Annotated in this window: 13 protein-coding genes and 2 pseudogenes; 10 read left to right on the top strand and 5 right to left on the bottom strand. The window is 36.5% G+C overall.

Annotation, left to right across the window (positions count from 1 at the left end; all coding sequences use genetic code 11):
- The first annotated feature begins 149 nt into the window (after positions 1-149).
- From FJR09_RS15395 to FJR09_RS15385, 3 genes are all read left to right on the top strand, one after another.
- Positions 150-359: a hypothetical protein gene (locus FJR09_RS15395; RefSeq protein ID WP_148763419.1), complete on the top strand. Its 210-nt coding sequence runs from the start codon at positions 150-152 to the stop codon at positions 357-359.
- 95 nt (positions 360-454) lie between these two features.
- Complete coding sequence (locus FJR09_RS15390; protein WP_174782889.1) at positions 455-1,618, top strand: phosphotransferase; 1,164 nt, start codon at positions 455-457, stop codon at positions 1,616-1,618.
- A 15-nt stretch (positions 1,619-1,633) separates the two neighbouring features.
- Positions 1,634-2,716, top strand: a complete 1,083-nt coding sequence (locus FJR09_RS15385) for a T3SS effector HopA1 family protein (RefSeq protein ID WP_168653075.1) — start codon at positions 1,634-1,636, stop codon at positions 2,714-2,716.
- 56 nt (positions 2,717-2,772) lie between these two features.
- On the opposite strand, the gene FJR09_RS15380 is transcribed toward FJR09_RS15385, so the two are convergent.
- Together FJR09_RS15380 and FJR09_RS15375 are read right to left on the bottom strand one after the other, a co-directional pair.
- The gene (locus FJR09_RS15380) at positions 2,773-3,561 is read right to left on the bottom strand and encodes a peptidylprolyl isomerase (RefSeq protein ID WP_168653074.1); all 789 of its coding nucleotides are present in this window, start codon (positions 3,559-3,561) and stop codon (positions 2,773-2,775) included.
- A gap of 209 nt (positions 3,562-3,770) precedes the next feature.
- A complete protein-coding gene (locus FJR09_RS15375) occupies positions 3,771-5,357 on the bottom strand; it encodes a glucose-6-phosphate isomerase (protein WP_015078659.1) in 1,587 nt (528 codons plus the stop codon).
- Positions 5,358-5,848: 491 nt separating this feature from the next.
- On the opposite strand from FJR09_RS15375, the gene FJR09_RS15370 reads away from it, so the two are divergent.
- Positions 5,849-7,114 (top strand): nitric oxide synthase oxygenase, encoded by a 1,266-nt coding sequence (locus FJR09_RS15370; RefSeq protein ID WP_015078660.1) that lies wholly within the window; start codon positions 5,849-5,851, stop codon positions 7,112-7,114.
- On the opposite strand, the pseudogene FJR09_RS25305 reads toward FJR09_RS15370, so the two are convergent.
- A pseudogene (locus FJR09_RS25305) lies at positions 7,111-7,356 on the bottom strand (cytotoxic translational repressor of toxin-antitoxin stability system). The gene FJR09_RS15370 and the pseudogene FJR09_RS25305 sit on opposite strands and share 4 nt — an antisense overlap.
- Positions 7,357-7,519: 163 nt before the next feature.
- On the opposite strand from FJR09_RS25305, the gene FJR09_RS15360 reads away from it, so the two are divergent.
- The 6 genes from FJR09_RS15360 (at position 7,520) to FJR09_RS15335 (ending at position 12,317) form a co-directional block, all read left to right on the top strand.
- Positions 7,520-8,653, top strand: a complete 1,134-nt coding sequence (locus FJR09_RS15360) for a branched-chain amino acid ABC transporter permease (protein WP_015078662.1) — start codon at positions 7,520-7,522, stop codon at positions 8,651-8,653.
- A gap of 56 nt (positions 8,654-8,709) precedes the next feature.
- On the top strand, positions 8,710-9,279 hold the full coding sequence (locus FJR09_RS15355; protein ID WP_015078663.1) for a Uma2 family endonuclease: 570 nt from the start codon (positions 8,710-8,712) through the stop codon (positions 9,277-9,279).
- A gap of 88 nt (positions 9,280-9,367) precedes the next feature.
- Positions 9,368-10,153, top strand: coding sequence for an ABC transporter ATP-binding protein (locus tag FJR09_RS15350; RefSeq protein WP_015078664.1), 786 nt, complete (start codon positions 9,368-9,370; stop codon positions 10,151-10,153).
- 34 nt (positions 10,154-10,187) lie between these two features.
- A complete protein-coding gene (locus FJR09_RS15345) occupies positions 10,188-10,400 on the top strand; it encodes a type II toxin-antitoxin system HicB family antitoxin (protein WP_041458216.1) in 213 nt (70 codons plus the stop codon).
- A gap of 54 nt (positions 10,401-10,454) precedes the next feature.
- Positions 10,455-11,813, top strand: a complete 1,359-nt coding sequence (locus FJR09_RS15340) for a GTP-binding protein (protein ID WP_168653073.1) — start codon at positions 10,455-10,457, stop codon at positions 11,811-11,813.
- 243 nt (positions 11,814-12,056) lie between these two features.
- Positions 12,057-12,317 carry a Calvin cycle protein CP12 gene (locus tag FJR09_RS15335; RefSeq protein WP_015078667.1) on the top strand — a complete coding sequence of 87 codons (261 nt, stop codon included), beginning with the start codon at positions 12,057-12,059 and terminating at the stop codon, positions 12,315-12,317.
- Between the two features lie 175 nt (positions 12,318-12,492).
- On the opposite strand, the pseudogene FJR09_RS15330 reads toward FJR09_RS15335, so the two are convergent.
- A pseudogene (locus tag FJR09_RS15330) lies at positions 12,493-15,693 on the bottom strand (WD40 repeat domain-containing protein); the annotation flags it as partial.
- Positions 15,694-15,907: 214 nt separating this feature from the next.
- Complete coding sequence (locus tag FJR09_RS15325) at positions 15,908-16,726, bottom strand: TlyA family RNA methyltransferase (RefSeq protein WP_168653081.1); 819 nt, start codon at positions 16,724-16,726, stop codon at positions 15,908-15,910.
- Positions 16,727-16,850 lie beyond the last annotated feature (124 nt).

Below are 16,850 nucleotides of genomic sequence, written 5' to 3'. Positions count from 1 at the left end.
GCTTTGTAGTTAACTACAAAGCCGATATAACTATCCAGGAGTAAAAGTAAAAACTAATCTATGTTATTTGCATGAGATTGATTACTAATAATTCTGGATAGTTAATAAAATTGCAGTACACAAAAATCGAATCTTTCTAGAGGTAAGAAATGGCAAACATTAGGATTTCTAATCTAGAGAATACTGATGAAAAAAAGTTTATTATTAATTTAAGTAATTTAGACGCAGTATCTGTATTTGGAGGTGAATATAATAATGCTAGTCAAATACTTAATTATGGCGTTAAGGCTCTAGAATTTGTCTTAGTAATTTATGCTATAGATGCCATTTCACTATTAACGAAGACATTTAGAAAATAAATAATTTCCAACCTATCAAGTTAATCATTTTACTAAAACTGAAATTAACTCAGCAATAGCAATTTCACACACATATATTATTATCATTTGAAATCATGCCATTCATAATTAGTTTTGCAAATGTTTTCAATTACCTTGTTGAAAACAAAATTTGTCAGCCACAAGAGGAGTCCCTAAGTAAAATCGAATTAAAATCTGCTAAAAACTTTAACCTATTAATCACTTTATCAGATGGTCGTCAACTATTAGTAAAACAAGAGCGTTATGATCGAAATGGTAAAACTTTAGGTGAATTTATAGATGAGTGGAGAGTTCATGATTTTTGGCAAAAATTCCCAGAAATAACTCATTTACGAGCATCTTTGTCAGAAGCAATTCATTTTGATTTAGAAAACTCTATCATTGTTTTTAACTATCTAAATCAATATCAAGACTTAGCTGAATTTTACGCCAAAGATCAGGAATTTCCGGAGGAAATTGCTCAGGTAGTTGGCACAACTATTGCAGCTATTCATCGCATGACAATAGACAATAATAACTATCAAAAGTTCTTTGAAAATTCTTTAAAATCTCAAAATATTAACAAAGGATTAGATAGAATTACACCAGAAATATTTGGTCAACTTCCGGCTGATGGTTTAAAGTTTTTTACTCTCTATCAACGTTACGATAATTTAGGAAAAGCAATTACACAATTAAATCAGGCTTTTACTCCTGCTTGTCTCACCCATAATGATCTCAAACTTAATAATATTCTTGTATCTTTGAACTGGGAAATAGAAATAGAAGATAAATTACCTGAAAATAAAAATATCATCCGACTAATTGATTGGGAAAAAGGTAATTGGGGAGATCCTGCTAATGATTTAGGCACAATAATTGCTAGTTATCTGCAAGTTTGGTTATATAGCATAGTCTCTAGTAAAACCATACCAATTGAGGAATGTTTGCGTTTAGCTGCGATTCCCTTATCAATGATTCAACCTTCTTTATCAACATTAGTTACTGCTTATTTAACTACTTTTCCAGAGATTTTAGAATTGCGTCCAGATTTCTTACAATTAGTGATGCAGTTTAGTGGTTTAGCTTTAATTAGAGCTATTCAAGCTAGACTTCAACATGAAAAAACCTTTGATAATTCAGGTATTTGTATGCTCCAAGTTGCTAAAAGTTTATTATGTCGTCCTCAAGCATCTATTCCCACAATTTTGGGGATGGAATTGTCAACAATAACTACTAAAAATTTATCTCTCGTTTAGAAAAGGAAAGCTTGTATGCAAGTATTAGATTCTATAAATAGTCAACTTTTCCAATTACCAAAAGAATTACAAACAGCACTGCAAAATATTGTTGATAATCTGGAAATTAAATCATTTTATTCTATTAAGCATCCAGATTACAAATTATTAGAATTGCCAGAATCAGTAATCGCTCGGTTTAAAAATCTATCCTTAGATATTCAAGAGAAGCATTTGCGTATTCACTTACGTAATTTTCTCTATAGTGCTTATTACAATGGTTCTTGGCATGATTCTCTTGGTGATGACAATCAAATAAATAACCTCAGTAATAATAGCTTATTTGGCATGGATTTGGCGTTTTATGAAAGACTCCATACGAGTAATACAGGTGGAGGTTATTGGAGTAAAAATTGGTTAGTAGTTAATGAAGAAGAAGATGGTTGTTTAGCAGTCCAAAAAAATGGGTTGACTTTGCATATTGAGCGGGATTTATATTTATCAGAAATTGATAAATCAGCTAATGTTGGTGATTTGGTGGCAATTAAAATGCCTAAAAATCTAGTCCAAAATGGATTTTATATGGCAGTATCTAATCTAGGTACTCAAGATAATCAAGATATTGTTAGAATCTACTTTAATGTATCACCTGATGGGGCGGTATCAGTGATGGATAATGTGACTAGAGAACTCAATAATATGCACATTGCTTTCTCCTTTAAAGCTCTATATAATCCTGATGAATATAGACGTTATGATTCGGCAGTTCTTTACTTTAATAAACATCAATATAAAACAATTTATCCTATGTTACAACAGGTATATTCAGAAAATCAAGATAGTTTTTTTCCACAAGTACCGTTGTTTACTAAGCAACTAGCACCAGGATTAGGTTGTGCTGAAGAACCAACCAATAAGTTGGCAGAAAAAGAAAGTTTTGGGACTAATCGTTGTCAAATGATTGCTAATGGTTTAATTGCTGCTTGGCAAGGGGGGAATAATCATCCTGAAAGTCGAATGACAGCTATTTTGGAACAATTTACTTTACACAAAATTAATTTACAATATCCTTATCTTAATCCCGATTCAAAAGATATTTATACTACTTTAGATGGATGATACTCACTCAGATCCCCGACTTCTTTAAGAAGTCGGGGATCTAACTATTTTCAATTTTAACTAGCTTCACTAAACATTTCTATGGAAGAAACAGGAGAATTTATTTCATCTCCTAATGTGGCAACAATTTCTAATTTATTAATTTGCTCTTTTAACCAATTGGTAAATAAATCTCCGAGAATTGCTACGCGCATTTGTTCATTCAATTCGGGGGCAATAATTTCTTCAACTATAATGATATGGACTCCTTTGGGTGTAATGACTGGTTTAATAATTTCTGGGGGATTAGCTGCAAAAACTGCGGCAGCAATTTCTGGTCTAAAATCACTACGTTTGCGGATACCTTGATATCCTCCAGCGCGACGAATTTCGGGATTTTCGATATATTGACGAGCCACTTCTTGAAAACTAATTTCTCCTTCTTGAAGAGCATAAAATATTTCTAAAGCTAGATCTTCATCATCTAATATGACTTCATAGGTAACTGCTCCGCTGTAATCAAGTTGGTGAGCATAAAAGAATGGTTCAACTTTTTCAGCGAATAAATGATGAGCTAATTTTGCTGATAGGAGATTGAGATTTGCTACTTCTTCAAAGTTATCTAAGGAAAGATAATGTTTTTGTAACCATTGCCATGTGTCCTCTGCTTTAAGTAGATTATTAACTAATCGTAAACTATCTGCGGATTGTTGTAATTCTGCTATTTCGATGGTAATATTTTCTTTTTTAGCAGTTTCTGTAATAATTGTTCTGGTGGCGATCGCTTCTAACAAACTAGGGATTTGACAAGATATTTTGAGGTGATAAATAATATCTTCTTTGGATATTTTTACAATATTGGACATAATTTAATCTCCTGAATTTACTGAATTTATTAAAAATTCTTTTTTCTGGCTTAAATAAGTTATTAGCGTATCTATCATATTTACCTAATATGTTATTTTTTTATCTCTATCTAATGATACTTTTAATATTTTTGATAATTTATAGCCACAAAACAAGATCCCCGACTTCTTAAAGAAGTCGGGGATCTAAATTAAGGGGATCTAAATTTTTAACCGAGAGAAACAGTTAAACTTCCAGGTTTAGCTAAATCACCAGTTAACACCACACCCCGATTATTGGTGTGTAAATGACGGAGAATTTTGTAAATTGCTTCCACTTCCTCAGCAGCGCCGGACATATCTGCAAGTTCAGAAATAGAAAGTGCTTTTTTCTGAGTTTTTAACACTTCTAAGACTCGGTTTTGTAAATCCAGAATCACAGCAGCGGCTTTTTTACCAGCTTCCACACCTGGTTGGTGATAAGCATTGACATTTATTAAACTGGCATATAAACTCACAGCCCGTTCATACAATGCAATTAACGCGCCAACTGTGCGAGCATTAACTTGAGGAATAGTGACTGTAATCGAATCGCGGTGATTCTCATACAATGCTTGACGAGTTCCTAACAAGAAACCACAAAGATAATCACCGGAAGTGACTCCAGGATCAACTTCTACGGATTTTCCTTGACGATCTTCCAAAACTTCAATTAAGGTAGCAAAGAAATTGGGGACACCTTCGCGCAACTGTTGCACATAGGCGTGTTGGTCGGTAGAACCTTTGTTACCATAAACTGCAATCCCTTGAAATACAGTCTTCCCATCTAAATCTTTTTCTTTACCCAAGGATTCCATGATCAGTTGTTGCAAATAGCGGCTAAATAGCAACAGGCTGTCTTTGTACGGGAGGACTACCATATCTTTTTCACCTTTGCCATTTCCTGAGAAATACCAAGCAAGGGCTAATAAAGCGGCTGGGTTGTTTTTGAGATTGGGGACGCGGGTGGCATCATCCATTTCTTTTGCACCATCCAGCATGGCACGGATATCAATGCCCTGTAATGCCGCAGGTACTAGCCCTACAGCGGACATTTCTGAGGTACGTCCACCTACCCAATCGTACATGGAAAACCGGGCTAACCAATTTTCAGCTTTGGCGACTTGATCCAGGTTGCTATCTTGTCCGGTAATCGCAACTGCATATTTAGCAAAGTCTAATTTTTTGGCTGTGTAGGCTTGTTTAACCTCAATCATGCCGTTGCGAGGTTCGGGTGTGCCTCCAGATTTGGAAATGACTAATACCAAAGTGGTGGCTAGTTTATCGCCAAGTTGGGCAAGAACCCGGTCAATTCCGGTGGGGTCGGAATTGTCTATAAAGTGAATTTGTAGGGGTGGTAGGTCGGGGGATAGGGCTTGGGTGACAAATTGTGGACCCAAGGCTGAACCACCAATACCAATGGAAATGATATCTGTAAAGCGGCATTCCTTGGGGGGATGAATTGCCCCGGTGTGTACCTGGTCGGCAAATGCTTCGATTTGTTCTAAGGTTTGAACTATTTCTTGGGTGAGTTCGGGGGTGGGGGCTAAATCTGGATTCCGCAACCAGTAATGTCCTACCATGCGGTTTTCGTCGGGATTGGCGATCGCCCCTTTTTCCAATTCTGCCATATCCGCAAACGCTTTCTCGAACTTAGGTTGTAACGATGCCACAAACCCATCATCAAAACGCATTCGACTGATATCTAAATACAGTCCTAATCCCTCGTGTAAATATAACCAATCTTGGTATCGTTGCCAAAGTGCCTGAGCATCCATAAGAGGGAATTCTCAAATATATTGATCAAACTCCAGTTTAATGTATGGTTTTGGCGATCCCTGCTTTGTCTTATACAGTTTGTAATCATCTGCCGAAACATAGGGAAAATGTGCTATATAATATATCATCAGTAATTATTCAGATCCCTGATTTCTCTAAGAAGTTCGGAATTTTGTGCTTCAGTTCAACTCTTCACTACGTGAACTACGTGAATCTTAAAAGCTTTAATCACTTAACTCATTCTCTAACACAGTGCTAATATCTAACCGTATTAGCACTGTGTCCGCTGTTTTGTAATAGTCCCCCGACTTTTATCTAAGAGGATGTTTGAAAACTTTCTCGTGTGGGATCTGACACCCGCAGATCCCCCTAAATCCCCCTTAAAAAGGGGGACTTTGAGGAATTTAGCCCCCCTTTGTAAGGGGGGTTGGGGGGATCTCGATTAATTCTGATACTTTTCAAACATCCTCTAAGATTAAGGATTAATAAAATGCTAAATAAGATATTATTTTTGTTGATAGGCTTCAAAAAAGACACAGTAAAATACTTGCTATCTTTAATTAAAAAAATAAATATTAAATTCCCAAAAATCAACTTAAAATCCCATCCATCAAAAACTAAAAGTAACCAAACAGATCAAATAATTTGTGAAGTTCAAGAGTTCTTATTTTTATTACAAAAAGAATGTCAGTTATATTTATCTGAAACTCAAAGATTCACAGATATAAAAAATGAAATAAAAGCAACAGGAACATATTGGCAAACTTATGATGAGTTAGCTTATGGTGCTAAATTGGCATGGCGTAATAGCACTAGATGTATAGGTCGTAACTATTGGGATTTATTGGCAGTTAGTGATTACCGCAGTTTAAATAAACCAGATGAAATATTTGATGCTTTAGTAGAACATTTAAGGTTGGCTACTAATGAAGGTCGAATTAAACCTTTGATCACTGTTTTTGCACCGCAAGAACCCAATCAACCAGGAATCCGAATCTGGAATGAACAACTTATTCGCTATGCAGGTTATAAACAATCTGATGGTTCTATTATTGGTGATCCAAAATATGTAGAGTTCACAAAAATTGTTCATCAAATGGGATGGAAAGGAAGTAAAGGCACTCCTTTTGATATTTTACCAATTGTCATTCAAATGCCTAACCAGCAACCTCATTTATTCGAGTTACCTCCTGATGTAGTTCTTGAAGTATCAATTCAACATCCTGAATATCCTTGGTTTGCTGAATTGGGTTTGAGGTGGCACGCAGTACCATTAATTAGCAATATGATGTTAGATATTGGTGGACTTAAATATACATCTGCTCCCTTTAATGGTTGGTATATGGGAACTGAAATTGGATCTCGTAATTTTGGAGATGAATCTCGTTATAACTTGTTATTTATCGTCGCACAAAAATTAGGTTTGAATCCTCGATCTAGCTACACATTATGGCGAGATCGTGCTTTAGTAGAATTAAATGTCGCTGTTCTTTACTCATTTCAAAAAGCTGGCGTAACTATCGTTGATCATCATACAGAAAGTCGTCATTTTATCCAGTTTGAAAATAAAGAAAAATTAAATAAAAGATGTGCTTATGCAGACTGGTCTTGGATTGTGCCTCCGATGTCTGGGTCTGCAACTCCAGTTTTTCATCGCACTTATGAAAATATTGAGCTAAAACCTAATTTCTTTTATCAACCTGACCCTTGGCAACAATCTGATGTTTACCTCAAATTAAAGTGTCCCGTTACCTAAACATCCGGCATTGGCACAACACGCAGAAACCTAACTATTTCTCCCCTAATTTCTATACACCTATCAAATAATTATCTAAAGCGGAAGAAAATCCCCTCCTCGTCCAACTGTCGTAATTCTGGCAGGTAATGGAATTGTAACTTTTCCGCTAATTCAATAAGGACAAAATTATACACCCGTTCATAGCACGTGGGTTCTAAACTTTTGAAGTCCACTAAAAAAGATTCAAAATACACTACAATTTATGGCACTAAGAAGCAGGGCAGCAAATAAATAATTATTACTGACAACTAACTAAATTAAGCTATAACGCATCTAAATTTGATTTAGTGAAGTTAGAAAATAAGCCATCAAACTCTTCTCTGTTCCCTGTTCCCAACCAGTAATTTAAATGCGTGACAGCTTATGATCGAATACCTGATTTTTCTCGCTATTTCTACCGCCACCTTCGCCCTGTTCGGACTAGGACTCAATCTCCAATGGGGTTTTACCGGTTTAATTAACTTTGGTCATATTGCTTTTATGACTTTGGGTGCGTATACGACGGTTTTATTAAGTCTCAAGGGCGTACCATTACTGCTATCGGCGGGAATTGGGGCAATTGTTGCCGCAATGCTAGGTTTAGTAATTGGCTTTGCAACTTTGCGGTTACGCGAAGATTATCTTTCAATTGTCACCATTGGTACAGGTGAATTAATTCGATTAATAGTCAATAATCAGGATTTACCTGTAGGTAATACGTGGATATCGGGATCTTTCGGTGTGCAAAGTTATGTTATCCCTTTATCAACAACTCCCAATTTATTTTTCCGTTTGGTAATGATTGGAGTATTAACTTTATTAGCAGGAATTACATTATTTTCCCTATGGCGTTGGGTACGGACTGCTCAAATTTCTGCAAGTAATAGTATAGTTAGAAATAGTAGTCTTAAACAAGAATTTACCTCTCGGTTAATAGTCGGAATTGCTTTAGGGTTATTAGCTGTTGCAATTTATATTTCTGGTGTGATTGGACTCTATAATTATAATCCCAAAGCCGGGTTAATGTTGTTCATATTGTTAATTTTAGCTTTTGTCTTTTGGCGGTTAGAAATTTTAGTGCGATCGCCTTGGGGAAGAGTGCTAAAATCTATTCGTGAAGATGAAGAAATTCCCAAAGCCTTAGGCAAAAACGTTTTCTCCTATAAACTACAATCATTAATGTTAGGTGGGGCAATTGCGGGCATTGCTGGAGCATTTTTTGCTTGGCAACTAGGCGCAATTTACCCCGATAACTTCCAACCCCAACTTACCTTTGATGCCTGGATTATGGTAATTTTAGGTGGTTCTGGCAACAATCTGGGAACTATTTTAGGTGCAGTCATTTTCTTTACCTATGATGCCCTCACTAGAGAATTTTTACCCAAAATTGTTCCCCTAGATGTAGAACGGATTGGTGCGTTTCGGATCATGTTTATTGGGTTACTTTTAATGGTATTGATGATTTGGCGACCTCAAGGGATTTTAGGGAAAAAGGAGGAACTGACTCTTGGTAAATAATTGGGCATTTGTGATGTTAAAATAGTTGATACAAGCCGTTTATGGGAGGAATAGCCATGATAGTTGCAACTGCTAACAAGATGACTTTGGAAGAATTTCTTCAGTTTGACGATGGGACGGATAATTTATATGAATTAGATAATGGAGAATTAATTCCTATGCCTTTAGAAAGTGAGCTAAATCGGCGAATAGCTACATTTTTATTAATCTATTTTTCTAAATTGGGTATTCCCTATTACCGCTTGAGTATGAAAACAGAAATTGCTGTGAATAGTCGCCAAGTGGGGGTGCGTGTTCCTGATTTGGTGGTGTTTTCTGAAGAATTAGCTCAGGTGATGCAGGGGGCTACACGCTCGCTGATTTTAATGGATATGCCGCCGCCTCTGTTGGTGGTTGAGGTAGTGAGTCCAAATCAGGAAAATCGTGATTATCGTTATAAGCGTTCTGAGTATGCAGCGCGGGGAATTACTGAGTATTGGATTGTTGATCCAATTGGGCAAAAAGTGACGGTTTTAGAATGGGTGGAGGGTTTTTATGAGGAGCAGGTTTATAGGGGAGATGATATGATTTGTTCGCCTCTATTTAGTGATTTAAAGTTAACTGTGGCTGAGGTTTTCCAGGGATAAAATTTGATGAACTCCGACAATTTTTATTTCATAACAATAATTAAAAACCAACAAAAAACCTAAAAATGAAGTTGAGAAGAAAATTATAATGGTAAATAATATCGCATCACCCCAACTACCTCTTTTAGCTGCAACTGGACTTTCTAAAAATTTTGGCGGCATTAAAGCAGTTCAGGAAGCTAATATTGAAGTAATCAAAGGTAGCATTACTGGGTTAATTGGTCCAAATGGGGCTGGTAAAACCACTTTATTTAATTTACTCTCTAATTTTATTCGTCCCGATAAGGGTAGAGTGATTTTTGATGGTGAACCCATTCATCAATTACAACCATACCAAATTGCCCAACAGGGATTAGTGAGAACCTTTCAAGTTGCCCGGGTTTTATCGAAGTTATCAGTATTAGAAAATATGCTTTTGGGAGCGCAAAAACAAACCGGGGAGAACTTTTGGCAAGTACAATTTCAACCCCACATTGTTGCTAAGGAAGAAAAGCAACTAAAAGAACGGGCAATGTTTTTATTAGAGTCAGTAGGTTTAGAAAAAAAAGCCGCTGATTATGCCGGTGGTTTATCTGGGGGACAGCGGAAACTTTTAGAAATCGGTCGGGCATTGATGACTAATCCTAAGTTAATATTGCTAGATGAACCTGCTGCTGGCGTAAATCCCAGATTAATTGATGACATATGCGATCGCATTCTAGCGTGGAATCGTCACGACGGTATGACATTTTTGATTATTGAACATAACATGGACGTAATTATGTCCTTATGTGATCGAGTTTGGGTATTAGCTGAAGGACAAAATCTAGCCGTTGGTAGCCCTACAGAAATCCAAAATAATACCAAAGTTTTAGAAGCATATTTAGGACAATGATATTATATTAGATATGCCCAAAAAAATTAGAGAACTGAAATATACAATTGTTATTCAATGGTCAAATGAAGATAAATGTTATGTAGTCTCATTACCAGATTTTACAGATATTATGCAACCTTGTACTCATGGAGACACTTATGAAGAGGCTTTGAAAAATGCCCAAGAAGTTTTAGAAATGCTGATTTCATCTTATTTAGAAGACGGACAACCAATACCCGAACCGCAAATTATCGGCATTAATTAGATCCCCGACTTCTTTAAGAAGTCGGGGATCTGAAAATCCACAATCAAAAATCCTATGAATCGTAACCTACAAGAAACTCATTTAAATCGCGCCCGTGCTAGTCTCAGACAAGCATTATCTTGGTATGGATATCTCCGTAAATCGGGACAAATGGCAGCAAATCCAGAGTTAGCAAGTTTGCTAAAACCAGAAATAGAAACCTTAAATGCCACACTCAATAAATTAGATGCCAATGTTATCAGAATTGCCGCTTTTGGTTTAGTCAGTCGGGGAAAATCAGCAGTATTAAATTCTTTATTGGGAGAAAAAATTCTGCAAACCGGACCCCTAAATGGTGTCACTCAATGGCCGCGTTCTGTACCTTGGAAACCAGGAGATAAGGTATTAGTCGAATTAATTGATACTCCCGGTTTAGATGAAATTGAAGGCGATTCACGGGCGCAAATGGCACGAGACGTAGCGCGTCAAGCTGATTTAATCTTGTTTGTGGTTTCTGGGGATATTACGAGAACTGAATATCAAGGATTATTAGAATTACGTCAAGCACAAAAACCTTTAATTTTGGTATTTAATAAAATTGATTTATATCCCGATACAGATAAAAATGCAATTTATAAAAATCTGCAACAATTAGGAGCAGGAAATATCCAAAATCAGCCATTATTACCTGATGAAATTGTGATGATAGCGGCTGAACCTGCACCAATGGAAGTGAGAGTAGAATATGCAGATGGAAGCGTTACTTCTGAATGGGAAACACCGCCACCGCAAGTAGATGAATTAAAGCAAACAATCTTAAATATATTAAATCGAGAAGGACGATCTCTTTTAGCTTTAAATGCACTTATTCAAGCTAGAGAATCCGAAGAAAATATCGCTCAAAAAACCGTTCATATCCGCGAAAAAGAAGCAGAAGATATAATTTGGAGGTTTAGCCAATATAAAGCCCTAGCCATTGGTTTAAATCCTATTGCTTTCTTAGATATAATAGGTGGTTTAATTACCGATTTAGCCTTAATTCGGGCATTAGCTAAATTGTATGGTTTACCCATGACTAGCTATGAAGCCAGTGAATTATTAAAAACAATTTTATTTAGTTCTGGTGGTTTATTATTAAGTGAAATTGGCAGTAGTTTTATATTAGGTTTAGGTAAAAGTGCCGCAGCCATAGCTAGTGGTGATAATCCCTTTAATATTACTACTTTTTTCGGGAGTGCCATTACCCAAGGTGGAATTGCCGGTTATGGTGCTTATACAGTCGGTAAAGCCGCCCAGTTATATCTAGAAAAAGGCTGTACTTGGGGACAATTAGGCGCTAATACCGTCATTCAGGAAATTTTGTCACAAGTTGATAAAAATACTATTTTGTATCGCTTACAGCAAGAATTAGGCAGTACTTTTGGTGAATTTTGAAATTACACAAGATTGTAGGGGTAAAGCATTGCTAAACCCTTCCTTCTTTCTAACTCCTAACTTCTGACTCCTGACGTATCATGTCATGGTTATCCCATCATAGAATCAAAAAGTATATAAATTAACTAAAAATAATTATTTGAATTGTTACTCTGAAAAAGAGTTTACCAACTATGAGTAATTCTCTTCATTAGCAATCCTTAAAATTCCTAATTAACCTTTATTTTCCTCAACAAAGGTAACATGATCATGGTATCCCTAAACGAAGTTATCAATGGTAAAAAACCCATTGAAGAAGCAATTCTTGAAGCGATTACAGAAGCGCGGACAACCTGTACAGAAAATGGCAATAATTCCGCTAATTGTGCAGTAGCATGGGATATTGTCGAAGAATTGCAAGCAGAAAAAGCCCATCAAAAGCAAGCAAAACACCGCAAAACAGCCTTAGAAGACTACTGCGAAATGTATCCAGATGCGTTGGAATGTTTGATTTACGATCTTTAATTATCTTTAATTTAGATCAGGGTTTAGCATTGTGCTTTACCCCTACCCAATTTATGATCAAAAAATATAAAACCCCCTACTCCACAGCCCCCAACGCCTTCAAAGTCAATATTTCCGCCCGGCTTAACCCTTTCACCCCCTGAATCTTCAACCCTGCATATAACCTATGGTCAAAGGTAGCGATACAGTCCCCAGACTGCACATCCCACAGTTTCACCGTTTTATCAGCACTACCACTAGCCAAGGTCAGACTATCTCCACTCCAGGCTACTGACCTAACCCCACTGCGATGACCCTCTAGGGTTCGCACACAGTCCCCAGTCTGGACATTCCACAGTTTCACCGTCTTATCAGCACTACCACTAGCCAAGGTGTGACCATCTCCACTCCAGGCTACTGACCAAACCCAATGGCTATGACCCTCTAGGGTTCGCACACACTCCCCAGACTGGACATTCCACAGTTTCACCGTAGTATCATGACTACCACTAGCCAAGGTCAGCCCACTCCAGGCTACTGACCAAACCCAACTGCTATGACCCTCTAGGGTTCGCACACAGTCCCCAGACTGGACATCCCACAGTTTCACGGTGTTATCACCACTACCACTAGCCAAGGTCTGACTATCTCCACTCCAGGCTACTGAGTAAACCCAATCGCTATGACCCTCTAGGGTTCGCACACAGTCCCCAGACTGGACATCCCACAGTTTCACCGTAGTATCATAACTACCACTAGCCAAGGTCAGACCATCTCCACTCCAGGCTAATGACACAACAAAATGGCTATGACCTACCAATGTCAATAATTCCCTTCCTGTTACAGCATTCCAAATTTGAACTCTACCATCACTATCTCCTGTAGCAAGGTATTTCCCATCTGGACTAAAAGCAACAGAATAAACTGATCCTAATGCCTTAGCAAAAAAAGCATCTGTTAAATTTGCTCCCGTCAGGTTGACATTATACAAACTAGCCAAACCAAAATTTACACCAGGTATAACTGTCTCACTCAAATCCTGTTTTTCTAAAGCCAACCGACTCCCTTTTAATAACAACTGTACCGCATTACTACCACAGTAACCTGCAATTGTTTCAGTTTTACCTTTGGTGGCTTTGACCTCTGCTAATAAACGTTGATTTGCTGTTGTTGACAACATGGGAAACATTAAATCTAAGACGGCTTTGGCTAAGAGAGTTTTCCCAAAAGTTTGGCTTAAATCTGTTGTTCCTTGGTCGTAGGGAAGAACCTCCACAACTTCCTGAAAATCTGCTGCTAAAATCCCTAATTCTCGTCCCAATTTATAGGATACAAAAAATTCTAATAATGATCGATGGGCAGGATAATAGTCACCATCAGCATTTCTAATTAACATGGTTTGCCCCATCATGTCATAATGCCAATGATCTAAATCTTTTTGTTCCTGTACCGTTTCACTAAAATAACTACGAATCAAATCAGGAAATTCTTTATAATTTAAACTCATTTTATCATTTGACAGCATTTCCCAGGATAATTCACACAGGAAATATAATTTATCTGCCATTGAGGTAAAAGTGCGGTCAGCTTTAATATCCCGTGCCATTTTCTGACGCACCGCATAGAGATAAACACGGGAAATATCCACAGGTTTACCAGCTTCAATATCCGGTAATGCTTCCATAATCAAATCAATCATTACCGGACGACGTGCCAAATCTAATAATTTTTCATTATTAATGATAATATCAACGGTTTCTGGTTTGGCTTTAAAATTAAGTACCTGTTTGATTTGTTGATCATCAAATTTTTCTAATTCTAAAACTTCAAATTGGGGTGATTCTCCTGTGAGATTAGAAGTAGATGCTTGTAATTCGGCATTTAACAGGCTGCGTCCTTCCAATGCTTCGGGGAAATGTTCTGTCCGACAGGTTAAAATTGCTTTTGTTCCTGCTGTTCCCACAACTTTTGCTAATTCCCAGAAATTATTAATCATTGCTTGACGGTCTACCCGTGCGGCCATTTCGTCAAAGCCATCAAAAATTAATAATAATTTCCCCATGCGGTTAAGTTGTTCAAAGGCAGAATATCCTGATAAACCAATGTTATGTTTACGAAAAAAGAACTCAGAAAATAGAGATTCAATACTCACCGCTTTGGCATAATCTCTTAAAGGAATGACTAAAGGAATTCGCGGAATAGGTGACCCTTCTGCTTTCGCTTGACGATATTTTTGTAAAGCTAACCAAGCATAATGAAAAGCAAACCAAGTTTTACCCGTGCCAAATTCTCCTAAAACAGATAAATGTTCTTTTACTGGGTCAGCCAACCATTCATTAATATAACGTTCAATCCAACCATCTTCTTCACCATAATGACTAATGCCTATTCGCTGTTTAGTTTGGGGATTAATTTCTTCTTTAGTACAAGCTAAGGGAACATAATATTGATCAATTCCTCTGCTTTTAACTTCTCTTTCTAACCAATCAAAATAACCACTAAAATCAGCATCAGCTTCAATTAATTCATCAAATGAATAACAAAAAATCTGGTTATTTTCAGCTTTTTTAACTTCGTTTCTAGCTAATTTACTAACTCGACGTGGTGCGACAATCCAACCTTCATCAACGTTCTGAATTTCTACGATTGTTTTGACGGCATTAATATCATTAATTCCTGTTTCTGCGTTGATTCCTCTAATTAAAATCCGGTCATATCCTCGCCGTTTGGGAATATTAATAATCCATTCAAAATATTCTTTTTCTAAAACTTCGTATTGTTCAAATTTATAACCCAGTGTTTCAAACCATTTTTTTAATTGTTTAGCTAATTCTGTTTCTCTGATAATTTCCGCAGGTGATAATAATTGCTGTTGACTTTGTGCTAATTGGGCAATTTGTTTTTGAAGTTCTGGTAAACTAAGTTGGTTAATTTGTTCCCGAACTTGAGTTAAACTATTTTGTAAACTATCTAATTTATGGTCTTGTAAAGTTTCCGTTGCTGTTCTAGTTCGTTTGGCAATTTCAATAAATAATCTGGCAAATTCAGTCAATTCTCGGCGATAATCAATATTTTGATCTTTGATTTTATCGCCAATATGAGAACTTTGAATAAAACTATCTAATGTTTGAATATTAAAACTTCTATTTTGACTAAATGCTCTCCTAAATTCTTCTTTAATTTCTGTTTCTTTAAATAACTGTAAAATAACTTTTTGTTTCCCTACACCATACTCAATTAAAGTATAAACATAAACTCCCTCAAAATCATTTGGTGGTGTATCTGGTTTTAAACCAAATTCATTTAACAATTGTAATCGTATTTCACTATACTTTAATTTATCTAAGACTTTATGTACTGTTTCCCCAATTAATACGTCAATAATTTTATCAAGCATAAACAAAATCTGGTATAACGAATCCTTACTGTTTATACCATCAAACACATTTATCTGTCAAGCTGCTAAAAAATCACTTTTATACTAAACACGGTTGAGACATGGACTTTTACAAAATTACGAAAAACCTAGATTTGTAGGGGTTTAGCACTGCTAAACCCCTACCCACAAAATCAAATTATTAAGCCGTGTTGAGTATAACCTTGATTAATCATCATTTTTTCCCAAACTCCTGCATGACTTGTTTAGTAATTTCTTGAATTGCTGCTAAAGTTGGAGGGATAATTTCGCTTTCCATTCCCAACCATAAAAGATATTCAATATTTCCCGCAGGTCCTGTGATTGGCGACCAAGTTAAACCTTTATATTTCCATCCTAACTCTAATGCCCCTTTCATCACATTAAAAATTGCATCTCCTTGGTCATCAGAATCGCGGACAACGCCTTTTTTGCCGATGCGAGACTTGCCAACCTCAAATTGTGGTTTTACCAGCAATACAGCCTCTCTGGGAGCTTGTGTTAATTGCCATACCGCCGGCAAAATTTTGGTTAAAGAAATAAACGAAACATCCACAACTATCAAATCAGGAAATATGGCATTTTCAGCATATAATTCCTCTGGTTGTAGTTGACGTAAATTCGTCCGTTCTTTTAAGATTACCCGTTGATCATTTCTGATTTTCCAGTCAACTTGTCCATAACCAACATCTACACCATAAACTTGTTTTGCACCGGCTTGTAATAAACAATCAGTAAAGCCACCAGTAGAAATTCCCCCGTCTAAACAAATCCTGTCAGTTACAGAAATCTCAAAAAATTTTAAAGCCTTAGCCAGTTTTTCACCACCACGAGAAACAAAAGGAGGACGTTCTTTAACTTGAATTTCTGCGGTAATATCAACTTCAGTCCCGACTTTATCAACCTTATGTTGATTTACAGTCACTTCTCCAGCTTGAATTAGCCGTTGTGCTTGCTGACGGGAGGGACATAATCCCAAATCTACTAATAATGTATCTAATCGCTGTTTAACCAATTTCACTTTTTATAGCTGTTTATATTTGCTTTCCTATTCTAAATCCTAAATTATACGATTAATCTTAAATATTCAAAAAATAGATCCCCGACTTTTCAAAGAAGTCGGGGATATTTGATTTTAA

The sequence above is a fragment of the Dolichospermum sp. UHCC 0406 genome, from assembly GCF_009712025.1.
GTDB classification, from domain to species: Bacteria; Cyanobacteriota; Cyanobacteriia; order Cyanobacteriales; family Nostocaceae; genus Dolichospermum; species Dolichospermum lemmermannii.
The sequence above is the reverse complement of the archived record's forward strand: the minus strand, read 5'-3'. Positions and strand labels throughout refer to the sequence as shown.